The organism is Kistimonas ophiarachnellae, from assembly GCF_057552235.1.
This window is the reverse complement of the sequence record NZ_BAAJPA010000008.1, coordinates 39,086-54,510: the sequence shown is the minus strand read 5'-3', so window position 1 is coordinate 54,510 and position 15,425 is coordinate 39,086. Positions and strand designations below refer to the sequence as shown.

Here is a 15,425-nt window from a genome sequence, read left to right as displayed (position 1 = left end):
GATTGCCTAAAAGATCAAACATTTTCTTCTATCTTCAAGTTGTTTAAACATAAACAAGTTTTCTGCTTTTAGGTCACTGGCATCATAATTTATTACCTCTTGCTGGGAATAAACGCTGTATCCATACTCAACGGCTCCATATTCTTCGCCATGTTCTTGAAAATAATCCGTTCCCTCTTTTATTCCATACATTGATGCTCTTATGCAGCAGTTAGCGGCTTCTCCCGCGATAATCAAAGCGTCTGGTTTAAGCTCACCCAATTGAGAATGAGTCTCCGGCGTAGAAAATATTGAATAGGTTTGCTTTATTATTGTCGGTATTTTCGGATCAAACATATGATCCAACAGTTTTTCTTCACCCTTCCTGTGTTTTCTGGCCGCCACAGATTCAAGTTTAAAAATCAAAACAGGTATACCTCTTGCAGCACAAAAATCAACAAGGATTTTAATATTTTCAATATATGCATTATACGAAAGATCAACTAAACAGGCGGTAAATTTTATGCCTTTCCCTATAGCCCTATCAACTTCACCAAAAAGTGATTTATTGGTATCAGGCGTATATTCTTTACAATCAGGCCTTATTGCAGAAGGCCCTCCCGGAACTAAATCTTCATTAAAATGAATACAGACTTTGCGTTGAGAAACAGGTGTATCCACCCTGCCTGATGGTATGCTGTCACAAGGCATTCCGCCACGTACAATCCCTGTTCGTTTCGAGATTGAAGCGCCTGTCGCTTTAGTGGCTTCCTCCTGTTTTTGTTGCTTATTGAGTGATGAACTGCGAATTTCCGGTATCATAGTAGCTCCTTTACCACATCACCAGGTTATAAGTAATCTGGCCATAAACAATCTGCATTTTGCACGTATAATATGCACCAAAGAACGTCTATTTTTTACATTTGCTGTGACCTGATAATTATCAGTAAGTTCAAGCTGGAATGGCATTCAGCTAACATCTGATAGAGAAAGAGTTAAATATGGCACCTGAAACGTAATACTTATTGTCATCCTAAATTTGATCAGGCTGCCATCTCACAGCGATGGGGTTTTAATTAGACAGTTTCGATAACCGGTCGGTTAATAGGCTGCTATAAAGATACCGGCTTCCTGCCGGCATATCACAAAATATGAACTTCCTTTTTCTTTTTAAAAAATATGGATATCATTTTCTGCCTTCTAAATAGGCTTTCAATATTTCTGACTATTCTTTAACACTGTGAACTGGCCCTAATGTGACAAGTGAACACCTGGTGAATTTGAATGCTGGATTCATGAAAATGTTCTCCATAAATTTACCAAATCGTGCAAGAGGCAATACTTGTTCACCGTGACATGGTTCAAAGAAGGTCACAATATTTTTATCTTTATTCACTTTAAAACCGAAAGTGAATGCATCATTATCATTCTTAAATCGAGAAAACATAAGAGCTCTATCTGTTTCTTTCATTTCACTGACAATAGCATCGAAAGTTTCACTTCTAATGATTTTTTTATCAAGATCGTCATTTCCGTCTTCTTTCTTAGGACGACGAATACCAATATACTGATAAATCACTTGTGATCTTTCATCATCGCCGCCTTGAATAAAATGCTGTTCGCCGATCGGCGTTATTGTTAATCCTTCCTGAGGATCAGGCTTTATCTCACATTTATGAGCAAATTCTGTCAAACGCTCAAGTTCAGTGATTATAGTGTATGTATAGGGTCTTTCTACCTGTGTAATTTCGTCATAGTACTCTTTCGACCTATCGTAAAAACCTTGTGTAAAAGGTATTGCTACACCTTCCATCCATGCACCGGTTATGGACACCCTAATCTTAGGATTTAACGTTTTATTCAAAGCAATATCCTTATTGCCAAAAGCTTTCTGCAGCTTATCTTCAGAGCCTGCAGCCTTGCAAGCTTGCGATCCTTCGAGCTTAAAGCATTCGTCATCCAGTCTCTGTCCCCAATCCAATAAAGAATTAGTGTCCTGCTTGTTTTCCAAAGCTAATGAAGCATCATCTTTCTTGATATCTTCCAAAACCGGTAAAGCATCACTTTCTTTTAACATATACTCACGGAGCTTGTGAGTTAAAAAACTGACGGGGATTAAGACACCTACGCTCCTTAAAAAGTTATTGAAACCAAACATTTTACAAACCATTGCAGAAGCAATAACCCCACCGAGTAGACACATAGCTTGTTTTGGTGATACGTTAAATCTCCCCCACAACCTGGACACACCTGCTGCTTGCGTATTATCATTATCAGCACTTTGTGCTTTCGATACATTTTGACCTGAACTAACAGCTTCCATAACAACCTCCAAATTAAAGAAAAATGGATTTAAATCATTACTTCCAGAAAGAAAAACATCACTAACAATTTATACAACCCTGTTAACGTTTTAGGTTACTGAACAAGACATGATAATGTTCGCAGTGAAAAACAAGGCAAATAAAAAACCCATTAAAGAGCAAAACATAAGATGAATAAGTGATCTGTTGATCACCTTTCAAAAGAATGTTAGTGATTTCCTGCCGGAATGATGAAATTTATGAAATTTTTATTGTTTTACAGCGCAACATTTGGGTTGAGCAGATCGTCTGAATCATTACGAATCCTGAAATAATTAAAGCCCTTTTCCTTCCAGAAACGGGTTGCTCGAAAATCCCGGGTATCCAGCTCGGTATAGCGGATCTCCCTGATTCGCTTGATCAGGCGCCAGGACCTGACCTCTTCCCAGAGTATCCCTAACCTGTTTTGCCCCAGGTAAAGCATATCGATATTGGAACATCCGGAAAGGGTCAGTGGCTGCACACGGGTCACCGGGGAGTCGCCGGGATCACTACCTCGCATGTTTTCAGGCTCAATACAATGCACCCAGGCCCCACGACGCCTGATGATATCCTTGCTGTTGCAGTGATAGACAGTGGTTGCATAGAAAATGTCGTTGCCATCGGTAGTCAGCCCGGACTGCGTTGGCGTGAGGAAGCGACCGGTAACGGCAACGGGATTCCCGTTTTCGTCTTTTGGCCCATGCTCATTGAATCCTGGCAACCAGGTTTTTCCACCGTCATCACTGTACGCCAGGCCGGTTCCGCGATATTCATGACTGCCGCCCAGTCGGGAAAACATGTGCAGCCGGCCTTTGACAGGAACAATCTGCTTCTCGGTGAAGCACACGCCCGGGATGCCTGTTTCCAGGCTATCCGACAGCTGCCAGCGACTACCGTCGTTCCTGTCGAGATAAGCCACCCGGAACTGGCCGTTGCTGACAGCAGGCTTTCCGTCGCCCCCATCGACAGGAGAAGCGTTGCCGTTTAACACTCGGGTGTGCAGGGGAACCAGTATGCGTCCGGCATTGGGTTGCCCCCCAGGTATCTGGAGCGCCCGCCCGGGACCAACAATAAAGGATTGATCGTCACCCTTGTCTGACGAATAGAGTTCCTCGGGGTTGCTCCAGTGTTTACCGCCATCCTTGCTGGTTGCATGCATGACGGCGATCCTGCGCAGTGTGCGCCCTGGCCGGACACTGACGATGTGATTGTAGAAGAGGTGCAGCACGCCGTCCTGTTCGTCATAGACCGGCACCGGATTCATCAGGCAGTGCTTATGTAACCACGAGTCCTCACTGGCGCCCGGTGCATCCTTGCTGAAAAAGATCGTACGTTCCTCACTCAGCTCTCCCGTTCTTCGATCCAGGGTTCGCATCACAATGTTCTGGGATTTGAAATCGTTGAAGGCGATCGGGTTATAGCGGCGCTCAGCAAAAAATACGAGCCGGTCTTCATCCAGCTTTGCCATCGAGGGAATGCGGTATCGGTCATCAACCGCCGAACCGAAAATGACAGGGTTGTGTTCAGAACGATAACCGCCTGACTTCAGTTCACTCGCCAGAATGTCAGAGTCTGACGAAACGCTCTGGTTGAGACCAGGCGTATTCTGCGGCGTTTCGATCGTAACCTTTCTGGCCTTCAGCCTCGTATTACAGCAGAGACAAAGCCATAGATGCTCAAAGAACCGGGCCAGACGACGCCAGGCAGCGACAAACCTCTGCCCAAAAGAAACCTTTCCGGGAGCGGATGTCCTGCCCTCTACGGTCCCGCTCTCCAGCTTCGCGGTTACATTCTTGGGGGAGCTGTTCTGCACACTTGCCATAAACTCATTCCTTGAATCAACAGCCTTGTATGACAAGCTATTACTTGTTCGTTCCTACTTAATCAGACCGTCAAAATACAGTGAAGTTCGACGGTTCGTTTTAGCCAATAGTCGTATTGCAGATCATTTGTCAGCCGATTTTCCGGACCAGTCTCACTGAATACAGCATTTCATATTTTTTGTTGTTAATTTACTCTGGGGCTAACCATGCCAAGTTTGTATTTTAACGGCTGCCATTCCGAGACTTTCTTTAGTCGACGAGCGTCCAGCCTGTCAGCCAATTGCCTAAGTGCACGGGCTTTACCATAGAGGTTTTTGGATGCCGGATGGTAAGCATATGCACTCAGAAAAGAAGCTATATCCCTGGCAGTAAAATCATCTGCAATGAACTCTCCCTGATCTTCTAGACGCTTTACGAATTCTATGATTTTGTTTATCAATATCGCCTCGTTATGCAAAGCATCCTCCAACGCATATGTAAACGTACTGGGTAATACTGAATTCAAACCTTTAAGCAGACACCCCTTGGACCTTTTTTCAAGGCCAATTTCATAAAACCACCATCCTGCAGTATGTAAAATCCACTTATTTCCTGGAAATTGACGAAGAGCTTCTTCTATTTCCATGGTTATTTCATCATCATCAATCTCCCCTACCCCAAACTTTAACATATCTATTTTTTCGTTGATTCGATAAAAACAGTCATCTGCACGCTGTTCTTTAGACTTCTTTTTCCCTTTTCCTTTACGTTTTTTCTTGGCCCCTTTTATTGACGTTCCTGTTTCGGACAACGACAGTTGATCCATCTTCTCTGCCGCTTCCTCAGAAACCGACTCTGGAACTTTTTCTGTCACTTTCTCAGGGCCTGCTTCTTGACGTTTCCTTTCCTCCATTTCCTTTTGCTGAATTCTTTTTTCTCGCTCTTCCTCCCTTACCCTCTGTTCTTCCTTTTTCCTTTGTTCCTCCTTTAAGTGCTTTTCATATCTATGATTTTCAAAGTAAGCACACTTTCTATAATATGCTGCTTCACTATGATATCCGTTACTTTCAAAGTATGCTTCAGCGGCAAAGTATATTTCAATAACCTTTTCATAATTTCCCATTTCAATACACAGCTCAGCAAAATCTTTAAAGATGGGTTTATCCTTTTTATAGATACTTTGATAAGCATCAAAGGCTTCCTGAAACTTTTGTTTTTCCTTTGCGCATAGCGCTGATAAATACTGTTTAATATGATTGAATATTTCAAACTGCATGCTACTTAAGGTTTTTTCGGCCAGTGCCACATGACCAGTCTCAATACATTTCAGGCATGCAATACAACGCAGCATATCACCATTAATAGAGTTTGGCTCCAGCCTTTGAAGCGAAGCAATATCTTCTGTTATATCTGGCGCTTTTTCTTTATCAATTTTTTGTATTACCTTAAAGAGAGGATCAAATGGTGCGCCTGCTTTTATCAATCTAGTCCATCTTTCACAATCATTTTCATTTCTTACTGACAGGAGCAGATTTCTTTTGGCTTTCCTCGGGTTGAAATCGGGAAAAGTGATGGGTGCAGCCTTAGGAATACCACCAATGCCAAAATTATCTATTCCAAGATAAAGTAATGTAAACAAAATCATAGTTGCTGGACTAAACCCCATCACATGCTTTTTATATATTTCAAAGTACTGTAACGCCCCGAAATAATCACCACTAGATGCCAAACTCAAGGACATTATATTGGCTGTTAAGCCTAACAGAATACGATTAGGATCTTTAATTAAAAATTCCAATACATCACTACACTTATTTATTGCTTCCGCATAGTTACCGGCTAACATTGCTTTCTCTGCAGCCTCATATGCCATGTAACTCGGCATACGTTTTTCTATACGTTTCTCTCGAACCCTGCGAATCTCCTCTATACGTTGTATTTTTTTCAATTGGTTAAATTGACGACGCTCCTGGTACTGGCTGAAAAATCGTACTGGTTTTTCACGTCGGCTTTTTGTATGAGTCGATGTCGCTTCCGTTTTTTCTTGCTTCCTTACATCTTTAGCTTTTTTATGAACGGTTTCTGATGCAACCTTTTTCCTTACCGATCGAGCCGATAATGGCGAGGCCGTACTGGTTAATGGAGACTCGGCACTTACCTGTGAAACCGGAGTTTCCAACGACTCCTTACTATCGGATTTTTTTCGGGTTTCCCCTGACGGCGGCGATGTCTCCTTAGCGGCGACAGGTAAAGTCAACCTGCTTTCCATGAGAATATTCCTTGAACAACGATTATTAGAAACCGGCCTGTCTGAACACAGGCGAGCAAGTACTTCTTGCATTGACTGCAATACGCGAATTTTGTTTCAACCTTTGTTAAAGAATCCTATTAATTGAGCAATATTGTAAATTTAAATAACCTATTGATTAGCGCATTTGTACCCCCAACAAAATTGAATCACTATGCAACGGCATCCCGAACATGATCCAGAATCCATCACATAGCGATTGGGTGTTGATTAGGTAAGTCTGTTTTGATCCGTTAATTCCGCAAGCACTGCAAGCCGGCCCATACTTTTCATTTTATCCCTTTTGACAGGCAACAATCATTTCAGAACGGAGACTTCCTACACAGGAAATAGGCCATATTAATGCTATTACTCACCGCTTCTTCTTTCGCGGGCAGATCTGCAACTCAATGAACTATTTCACAAATGGACAGGAACCAGTACTAAAACATACTCAACGTATGACGAAAAGATCAGATATCCGGTGGGATGTAGTCGGGGCATTTACATGCGTAATGCAAATTGGATGGAAAATGAGAGAACAGGACATCCATGAACGTAAACGTCCATGATCACGATTAGCCACAACTCAACATGAATCCAGCCTGATCGCGCTATACGGTTCTGATTTTTTTGATGCTCTCGATAAGGGTGGAATCACTTTGATCAACAACAGCTTATTTTACAGTCAGAGGCACCGGTAACGCTTCGTACCAGCGCCTCTTGCAGGACATATCAGATCACAGTGTATTAACAGCCCAAAGCTGATTCATACCCTGCTTAGTTAACATAAACCTTGTCGTTGGTTTGTCCCCACTGGGTATAGATTTCCGGAAGGATCACATCCGCATGCTTCTCCCACTCTGATCCCAGAATAGCGTCTTTCTTTTGTACGCCAAACAAGACGACTTCATCACCGGCTTTAACCCCTTCGATATCCGTCACGTCAATCATGGTGGTGTTCATGGAGATCACGCCCTTGACCTTGGCGCGCTTGCCGTTGATCAGTACGTCAGCGTTATTACCCATCTTGCGAGGATAGGAATCACTGTAACCAACGGGCAGGTTCGCCAATACAGAATCTCGCGTCAGCTTGACCGTTGAATCGTAGCCAACCGTGGCATCCCTGGGGAAATCCATCAGCGATGCAATCTTGGTCTTGAACGAGAAGATGGGCAGGAATTCAGGATTCGTCGGCTGATCACCATACAACACACCGCCAGGGCGCACCATATCAAAGTGGGCTTCAGGTACATTCAATGTCACAAACGAGTTGCCTGCATGAATGGTTACATCTTCACGCTTCAATCCCGCCTGCCTGATAATCGCCAATGCATCCTTTTCAAAGGCTTTGGCCTTGGTCAGTACATCCTGTCGGTCGTAGCTGGGGAAGTGAGTCATAATGCCCACCACTTCAATGCCTGGCACTTGCGCAATTTGAACAGCTTCTTCGATACTGTCGGTACCATTACGGCTCATACCACCATGGTTAAGCGCCAGGTGCACTTTAATGGTTTTATCGTATTTTTTGGCAAGCTCGCCCAATTGGCGGGCATGATCAATATCACCCACCAGTTCTTCTACATTCAAACCAATGGTTTTTTCAATTTCAGCAATCGGTGCAGAACGCACCCGGGCCAATGCCCCGGTAAAGCCTTTTTCCCGCACGACAAACAATTCAGAATTGCTGGTCACACCAATGCACGGAATATCATTTTCTAAAATAGTAGGCATCAAACCCGCTATACCATTGCCGTAGGCATCGGCCTTCATGATGGCGCAGATTTTGGTGTCTGGCTGGACTTTTGCTTTAACGTCATCAATGTTCTTCTGGAATTGAGTCAGATTGATCTCAAGCCAGCTGTTTGATGAGACAGCGGTTGCGTAATCAATTTTCTGGGCTGAAATTTCAGGCGCGGCCTGGGCTTGCATTGAAAACAAGGCAGTAGCAATCGCTGCACATAAGACGCTGTGTTTGAACATTAATCAACATCCATTATTAAAAATAAAGCACAACAAAAAGCAGCCAGATGATTATTCCGGGGCCACTTCTCAGAATCACCGATGCATAGCGTTTAATGGATTACCTCGCAGTGATCTGCGGGTATCAGAACAGGCCCAACCATGACTCACCCCTGGTGTCGTACGGTCAGGAAATTAACGCAGCAAGATGCGGGTTTTACGACCTGCGCTGATTCAACCACAACACGTTATTGGCAGGTTTGATTTACATCATAAAAGGGACGTAAGTACCATAAACACACACCTTGGCAGTACGCATTGCTGGAGAAACAGGTTCACCGGCCGGCGGGTTTGGAATGGGGCTGATCATGATTTGCCTGTTAATACAGGCAAGCGAAAAAGGCGAAACCTTGAGAAAATAATCAACGGACTATTGAGCAATAGACAACGTTTAATCAGAAATAAATGAAGTTTCGATTACTGATCGGAGTTTCAGAAGAAAAAGTATTACCAGACGGAACCACGTATCTTAAAACAGAGGCAATTTCTTTTCTGGTCATTAAAGTCTTTGCAAGCTGCATTCAGCCTGCAAAGACTAGAGAACGACATAGCGGGAATCAACTACCCATTATGCGTTAGGCGGGGTACCTTCACCGTTAGAAATAACGGCATCGATTTGTACCAGTGCATCCATAGGAATCGCTGCAACGCCAATGGTGGTTCTTGCAGGCAGGTCACGCTTAAAGAAGGTTGTGTAAATTTCGTTTACAGCTTCAACATCCGCGATATTTTTAACCTGGACATTGATTTTAACAACATCATCCATCACGTGGCCGATGCTTTCTACAATGGCCTTGATGTTGTTCAGACACTGTCCAGCCTGCTCTTTGGCGCCGCCATCAACCAGCTTGCTGGTTTTGGGATCTACCGGCAATTGAGCGGCAATGTGGTTGTAATGGGAGAATGCGACAGTCTGAGTATAGAAAGGACTCTTGGGCGCATTGTCAGTGTTGTTGGCTTTGATAACGATGCCATGACGGTCTTCCACTTCCTGCGGAGGGGTACCGTCGCCGTGGGACACAACAGCATCAATCTGTACCAGCGCATCCATAGGCAATCCTGAAGTGGCTACGGTTGAACGCGCAGGTACATAGCCTACGGTTCTGGCGATGGCGGAATCCGGGAAGAACGTGGTGTAGACTTCGTTGACGGCGTCAATATCAGCAGCGTCTTTCAGGAAGACATTGATTTTGACGATATCGTCAAACGGTACGTCGATGCTTTCCAGGATGTTCTTGATATTTCTCAGGCACTGAGCGGTCTGCTCTTTAACACCACCGGCAACCATTTTACCGGTCTTGGGATCGATCGGTAATTGAGCGGAAATATTGTTGTAATGAGAAAAAGCGACAGTCTGTGTAGACACAGGGCTCATCGGCGCATTTTCTGTGTTTTTGGCTACTTTTACGAGATCGCAAGGCGCCTGGGAAGGCGTACCTTCACCGTTTGAAATAATGGCGTCAATTTGAACCAGTGCACCTTCCAGAGGTAAAGCGGCAACGGCGAGAGTCGTACGAGTCGGGAAATAATTTTGGAAGAAGGTTGAATACACTTCATCAACAGCGTCAATATCAGCGATATTCTTGAGGAATACGTTGATCTTAACAACATCATCCATCACGTGGTCGATACTTTCGACAATGGCTTTAATATTGGCCAGACACTGCGCAGCCTGCTCTTTAATACCGCCCGCTACAATGTCACCCGTTCCTGGATCAACCGGCAATTGCGCGGAAATATTATTATAATGGGAGAACGCCACTGTTTGTGTAGAAACAGGGCTGATAGGTGCATTTTCTGTATTTCTTGAAACCTTGATAATATCGCCACTCATTCGATATTTCTCCTATTCGAAATGGTATAAAGTACAGATTCAACGCTTTGGCATTGTCTGGTTATTAAAGCGTCACAGGACATACCCCAGGGCTTCTACGCCTGGCGTCACAAAAAGCCTTGCCACAGAATCCACAGGAATGCATTCCTTATGCAGCGTATTACTGCAACAGGAATCATCGTGAAATACACAGGAACCCACGCAATCGACAGGCGCTACGCAAGAAAGGTATATTCAAAAAACAAATATAGGGAGGCACCCATTCTATCGGGAGGAAATCATACGCATACCTTGTTACGTGAATTCACATGTGAACGAGCCTGAAACGATTTAGATATAAAAACCGCGAGACATAGATATAGAATACAAATGTCGTCCTTTCAAGTAATTGATCTGAAGCAGTAAAAATGGACATCTGCCAGAGCAGCATTTTCCAACTCAACATTCAAGAAATCATAGATTCACCGCCCTGACTACTGACGGATACGGGGGTTATCGGCCAGCATCCGGGCTTTGGCACTGACTGAATGCCAGGCGTGATACCTGCGACGTCATGGTCGCATAGAACAGTGCGTCTTCCATCTCAGGAGGTTGTCCAAACGCTGTCTAACACCTGTCAGCCTGCATTGCCCTGTCACAAACAACGGGATACTCACCAACTGAACAGCCACAACCAGGAACGATATGACTTTGGTCGCTTAATGCTCAATGGGTAATCATCCCCAAAACCTGGGGCATTCTGCATTGGCGTTCTCCGACTGACACTGAGTCAAACGGAGAACGAAATAAAAAAATGCCACTAAAAAAGGGATGTTTACAGCCTTAACTCGATGCAAGTGGGTGAGTTCTGATTCAGGCGCAGACTGGGTGCCTGTATGCCATCCAGCGAATGTCAGGCTTGGATGCTCTGCAAACAATCCAGAAAACCCGTTCCGAACGCACGTCACTGTCTCTGCCTGATCAACAGATAGTGTATAACGACAGAGAAGTGTATCCGGTGACAAGCGAATAACCCTGCAGAACTTACCGTGACCTTACTTTTTTACGCAAATAAAGATGGCATTGCCTGAGCACCCGTCCCAGGGCAGGATTTTGTCATAATCATGCTCAAACATATAAACATCAAAGCAGGGAGCCAGCAACGCTTGCAGTTCATTGAAGCTGACCGCCACCATCGGGTGTTCATCGTGCCATAACTCAGTGACCTGCTGTGTCGTTTTTTGAATACTGAGTTTCAGCGATTGTTTTTCACCATTCCCACAGTAATTCCAGCCTGAGCTGAAAGTAAAGTGGCTATTGTCATACTCAGCGGTATGCCTGACAACAGAGTGGTTGTTTATCTGATTTTTTTCCACCGCATTGAAACAAAATACCCCTCCTTCTTTTAATGCGGCATAGACACTGGCAATACAGGTTTTCAGCTTTTCAACACCCTCACTGTAGTGAATCGAATAAAGAAAGCAGGTAATAATATCTACAGGCTGTGCGACCGTGAAATCACACATATTGTGCAAAATAAAATGGGCTTCAGGACAGCGCATCCGGGCCAGATCAAGCATGGGCTGATTAATATCCAGACCACTACATTGGTAGCCGTTATCGATAAAATATCGAATATGGGGCCCGGTACCACAGGCAAGATCCAGATGGTGGTTGCCTTTATTACCGAATAGTTGATGCAACCTGTTTACATAGTCACTTTGTGCCTTGTAATTAATATCTGCACACATTAAGTCATAGTAACAAGACAGGTCAGTATATAAAGCATTGGATGGCGGAGTAACCAAACGGATTTACCTGGAAAATTGAGGGTGGCGCATACTATAACAATTACCCATTTTTGCGAAGCCCAATATCACAGCACGGTGTCATGTAGCGGGTTGCTCTCTGTGGCAGTGATGAACTCATTGGTCAGAAATGAGCGCATTTTTCTTCGGTTTATACAACGACTGACGTAATTTCGGATATAGCCCTACCCCGTTACCATTGGCTCGCCTTTGGATAATTTGGGTTAACGATCCCGTCATACCGGCGAAACCGGTATGACGGGAAATGCTGGTATCATCCAGCAGGCCATAAGGCTTACATTCGCTTCCTGATAAGAAAACCTCAATCTTCATCTATTTCTTCAGGACATTGCCCGCAAAACCTGCGGGGCTCAGGTATTTATTGAACAACGTCTGCAAGCGGCTTGAAGTAAAGCGTTTGATGCAGGGTATGATCTTGATAACCTCTAGCATCCAACGATGCGCTTTCACAATTATCTGAGCCGCCGCTGTCCTCTTTCCGAAGACAAACTTTGTATAGGCTGTAGTGGAATCCAGTACTCGTTTCCGGTCCAGTTTTTACAAGGTAATACTCCTTCTTTTTTTCATCATAAACAAATGAATCCACATCCACCTGATCATTGGTAAAATAGTGACTAATCGTTTGATAATGATAGACAGCTTTTTTAGGCATACCTAACGCTGTATACGACGATTTATCTATATGGATACTTATTTGTGGACAACGATTCTCTAAAATGATGCCACATCGGTTCATTCTCCATGTAACCTCTACCGGTTCATGAGTATCCTCATCCATGGGGTTATTGGCTAAGTCAGCGTGCACTGATGGCAAACAGGCCAGTCCAAGCAGCAGTACAAAACGTGAAGGTTTCATGTTTTATTACCATACCAATTTAAAATAATCCTCATCAGTTTTTTTAATATAAAGATCAAGAACAGCAGTTCATAATTAGTAATAACTTTAGACGTTGTCAATTCTTAAAATATAAAAAATGAAAATCAGGTCATTTAAAGCCCATATACTTACCACGCGTGAATACTGGAATATTGCCTAATCCATCAATTCTCAGGTACGGAAAGCATTACCTGTTCCGGGTACTAACTGACTAATGCTACCGATACAACCTATTACCATTACATTGTACGCTGTTATTGATCCCGTTTTTTCCAATGACAGGGATCATTTAATCGGTAAGGATATTAAAAAAGATAAAGGAGACTCTCACTTTCCTTACCGAAAACACATTGACAAGGCCACTCACCGTTTTGTTATTCATAGCTCTCAGCTGACGACATAGACTGCTGAAAACTCAATCAGAGTGCAGGAATGATTACGTGGAACCTCTTTCACCTTCTTCAAGTCACACGACCCACTCACAGGAGCCACGCTCTGAAAGCGCAACATCATCAGGACGTGTGGTCAATATAGTTAATCCTGATAACAATAGCCCAAATCGCGAAACACTACAGCTAGCCCCTATGCAGGGAACCTTTGCCAGCTCCTCTTCAAGTAACGACTCACCTGGCAGGATATGGCCTGCCGCAATAGCCCTCATGCCCCAACGATCTCACCTTCTATTTCCCATGGAGGTTCAACAATCGAAAGATGAAACAGGCTTTCCACCATTACCATCAGCAACAACCAGGCCAGAAGCCACAGAACCCGTACCATCAGACAATGATTCACGTAAACAAGTGAAGAATACCGCAGATACAAAAATTAAGGTAACTGCAACACAAACCACTAAACCAAAGACTCAACGCCGCAGTAAAAAAGGAATTCCCCGGATATCCAGGATTAGTAGTGCCCCTGACGATCAGCATCCATACTATACATGCGACTGGGTTAAAAGCGATAGAAGTCATTGTGGCTTTCCGTTCAATACACTATTAAAGTTGAGAAACCACCTGTCAAAGGCACATAGAATCACTCAATCACCACCCTTTATTTGCCAATGGAATGATTGCAACCGTTATAAAACAAATGACCAGAAGAAATTCGAACAACATATAAGAACACATATTTTCACATGCAAGAAATGTAAAAAAACCATGAGCAGATCAACTCACTTTAATGATCACATGAATCGTCATTACGGAATAAAAAGATTTGAATGCCCGCTTTGCCACAAGCGTTTTTATGACTCACATGCTTTATCAAAACATAAAAAAGCACATGCTTATCCAGTCAAGGGTGAAGCTTTACAACAGCGACAGACACAACCACCCACACCCTCGACAAGCAGTAGAGATGTGTCAGCATCAGATCAAAAGACATCCAAAAAGGTCGCAGCCACTAGTGAAAATGAAAATATCGAAAGTGGGGCAATAATGACATCTCACGATGCCCCAACACCACAAGAAGCACATGCTGCAGGAGAAGGTGAAGAAGTATTCCTGAATAGACCAGCCCTGCCTCCTCATTTGGCAACTCAGCAGCAATCGCCATTCAGCCAGTACGACGATGACAACGACGAGGAATTACAGATATCGCTGGAGCAATTGCTGGGATTTGGCAAGAAACCGCCGACCGTCGACATGGAAGCACTGCTGCGTAGCACACCATCAGGCACTGCCGGGATTCAGGACTCGTCGTCGCCATCAAGCAATCTGCCATCCTCACCACAAGCCAGCTGTTCCCACTGGGAGATGGAGCCAGTAGGTTCAACGCCATCCTCTCCAGCACCAACACAACAGCCGGTTTCTTTATCCAGCCCGACCAGTGACTCCAGCTCATCAGGAGCATGCAGTGATGGTGAATCACTCAAACCGCAGCTGACAGCGTTAGCCCAGATGCTCGAAATCCCAAAAGGCCCGGCTTGGAAGAAAAGTGTGCTCAAGCAGTGTATGGAAAAGATTCTGGACTTTAAAGGTCAAAACCAGTCTTTGATAGATAGAATAAACAGCAACAAGACAATGCAGGCAAACGAGCGCGCACTACACGAATACCTGACAGCAATCATCAATGAAAGTGTAATAATGCTGGAAAAAACAGGCTCACTCAAACAATCCTATGAAAGCCAAAATAGATTAACCCTGGATTTACTATCCCATCTTCACTTACTCAATTCATCCATTCATATGTTGAGATCTGTTTTAACACATGAACAAAATACACGTTCTGAAGATAAAATAACAACAGCTATAGTCAAGCATTATCTTCATGCGCACTCATTAATATTAAAATCCATCAGAACAATTTTAAACACCGTAAAAGAAGATACACTGGCAACGTTTATTATTGATAAAGAGATAACTGAAACGATGACAAGATTAAAATCCCACACTGAGAAATACAATAATTTTTCAAAAGAAAAACCAGAAGACATCGAAGAAACAGCATCGAAAAATGGGTAAAAGCCATTA

The 15,425-nt window shown here is 43.7% G+C and carries 10 protein-coding genes; 1 reads left to right on the top strand and 9 read right to left on the bottom strand.

The features are described from left to right. Positions 1–6: 6 nt before the first annotated feature. From AC27K1_RS11455 to AC27K1_RS11415, 9 genes are all read right to left on the bottom strand, one after another. Complete coding sequence (locus AC27K1_RS11455) at positions 7–801, bottom strand: cysteine hydrolase family protein (protein WP_487150686.1); 795 nt, start codon at positions 799–801, stop codon at positions 7–9. 403 nt (positions 802–1,204) lie between these two features. Next, positions 1,205–2,302, bottom strand: a complete 1,098-nt coding sequence (locus AC27K1_RS11450; RefSeq protein ID WP_487150685.1) for a hypothetical protein — start codon at positions 2,300–2,302, stop codon at positions 1,205–1,207. Between the two features lie 257 nt (positions 2,303–2,559). After that, positions 2,560–4,146: a sialidase family protein gene (locus AC27K1_RS11445; RefSeq protein ID WP_487150683.1), complete on the bottom strand. Its 1,587-nt coding sequence runs from the start codon at positions 4,144–4,146 to the stop codon at positions 2,560–2,562. A gap of 185 nt (positions 4,147–4,331) precedes the next feature. Further along, on the bottom strand, positions 4,332–6,395 hold the full coding sequence (locus AC27K1_RS11440) for a hypothetical protein (protein ID WP_487150681.1): 2,064 nt from the start codon (positions 6,393–6,395) through the stop codon (positions 4,332–4,334). Positions 6,396–7,193: 798 nt separating this feature from the next. Next, a complete protein-coding gene (gene alr / locus AC27K1_RS11435) occupies positions 7,194–8,396 on the bottom strand; it encodes an alanine racemase (protein WP_487150680.1) in 1,203 nt (400 codons plus the stop codon). A gap of 607 nt (positions 8,397–9,003) precedes the next feature. Continuing rightward, complete coding sequence (locus tag AC27K1_RS11430; protein WP_487150678.1) at positions 9,004–10,269, bottom strand: Rid family hydrolase; 1,266 nt, start codon at positions 10,267–10,269, stop codon at positions 9,004–9,006. Positions 10,270–11,303: 1,034 nt separating this feature from the next. After that, positions 11,304–12,056, bottom strand: coding sequence for a class I SAM-dependent DNA methyltransferase (locus tag AC27K1_RS11425; protein ID WP_487150676.1), 753 nt, complete (start codon positions 12,054–12,056; stop codon positions 11,304–11,306). Positions 12,057–12,173: 117 nt separating this feature from the next. Further along, the gene (locus AC27K1_RS11420) at positions 12,174–12,389 is read right to left on the bottom strand and encodes a hypothetical protein (RefSeq protein WP_487150675.1); all 216 of its coding nucleotides are present in this window, start codon (positions 12,387–12,389) and stop codon (positions 12,174–12,176) included. 46 nt (positions 12,390–12,435) lie between these two features. Next, positions 12,436–12,933: a hypothetical protein gene (locus tag AC27K1_RS11415; protein WP_487150673.1), complete on the bottom strand. Its 498-nt coding sequence runs from the start codon at positions 12,931–12,933 to the stop codon at positions 12,436–12,438. Positions 12,934–13,394: 461 nt separating this feature from the next. Here AC27K1_RS11415 and AC27K1_RS11410 point away from each other — a divergent pair, with 461 nt between their 5' ends. Next, complete coding sequence (locus AC27K1_RS11410; RefSeq protein WP_487150671.1) at positions 13,395–15,416, top strand: C2H2-type zinc finger protein; 2,022 nt, start codon at positions 13,395–13,397, stop codon at positions 15,414–15,416. Positions 15,417–15,425: the final 9 nt, after the last annotated feature.

Excerpts from the sequence above, each read along its gene's own strand:
- AC27K1_RS11430 (WP_487150678.1), bottom strand. The coding sequence starts at position 10,269 with ATGAGTGGCGATATTATCAAGGTTTCAAGAAATACAGAAAATGCACCT.
- AC27K1_RS11445 (WP_487150683.1), bottom strand. The coding sequence starts at position 4,146 with ATGGCAAGTGTGCAGAACAGCTCCCCCAAGAATGTAACCGCGAAGCTG.
- AC27K1_RS11450 (WP_487150685.1), bottom strand. The coding sequence starts at position 2,302 with ATGGAAGCTGTTAGTTCAGGTCAAAATGTATCGAAAGCACAAAGTGCT.
- AC27K1_RS11420 (WP_487150675.1), bottom strand. The coding sequence starts at position 12,389 with ATGAAGATTGAGGTTTTCTTATCAGGAAGCGAATGTAAGCCTTATGGC.
- AC27K1_RS11455 (WP_487150686.1), bottom strand. The coding sequence starts at position 801 with ATGATACCGGAAATTCGCAGTTCATCACTCAATAAGCAACAAAAACAG.
- alr (WP_487150680.1), bottom strand. The coding sequence starts at position 8,396 with ATGTTCAAACACAGCGTCTTATGTGCAGCGATTGCTACTGCCTTGTTT.
- AC27K1_RS11440 (WP_487150681.1), bottom strand. The coding sequence starts at position 6,395 with ATGGAAAGCAGGTTGACTTTACCTGTCGCCGCTAAGGAGACATCGCCG.
- AC27K1_RS11415 (WP_487150673.1), bottom strand. The coding sequence starts at position 12,933 with ATGAAACCTTCACGTTTTGTACTGCTGCTTGGACTGGCCTGTTTGCCA.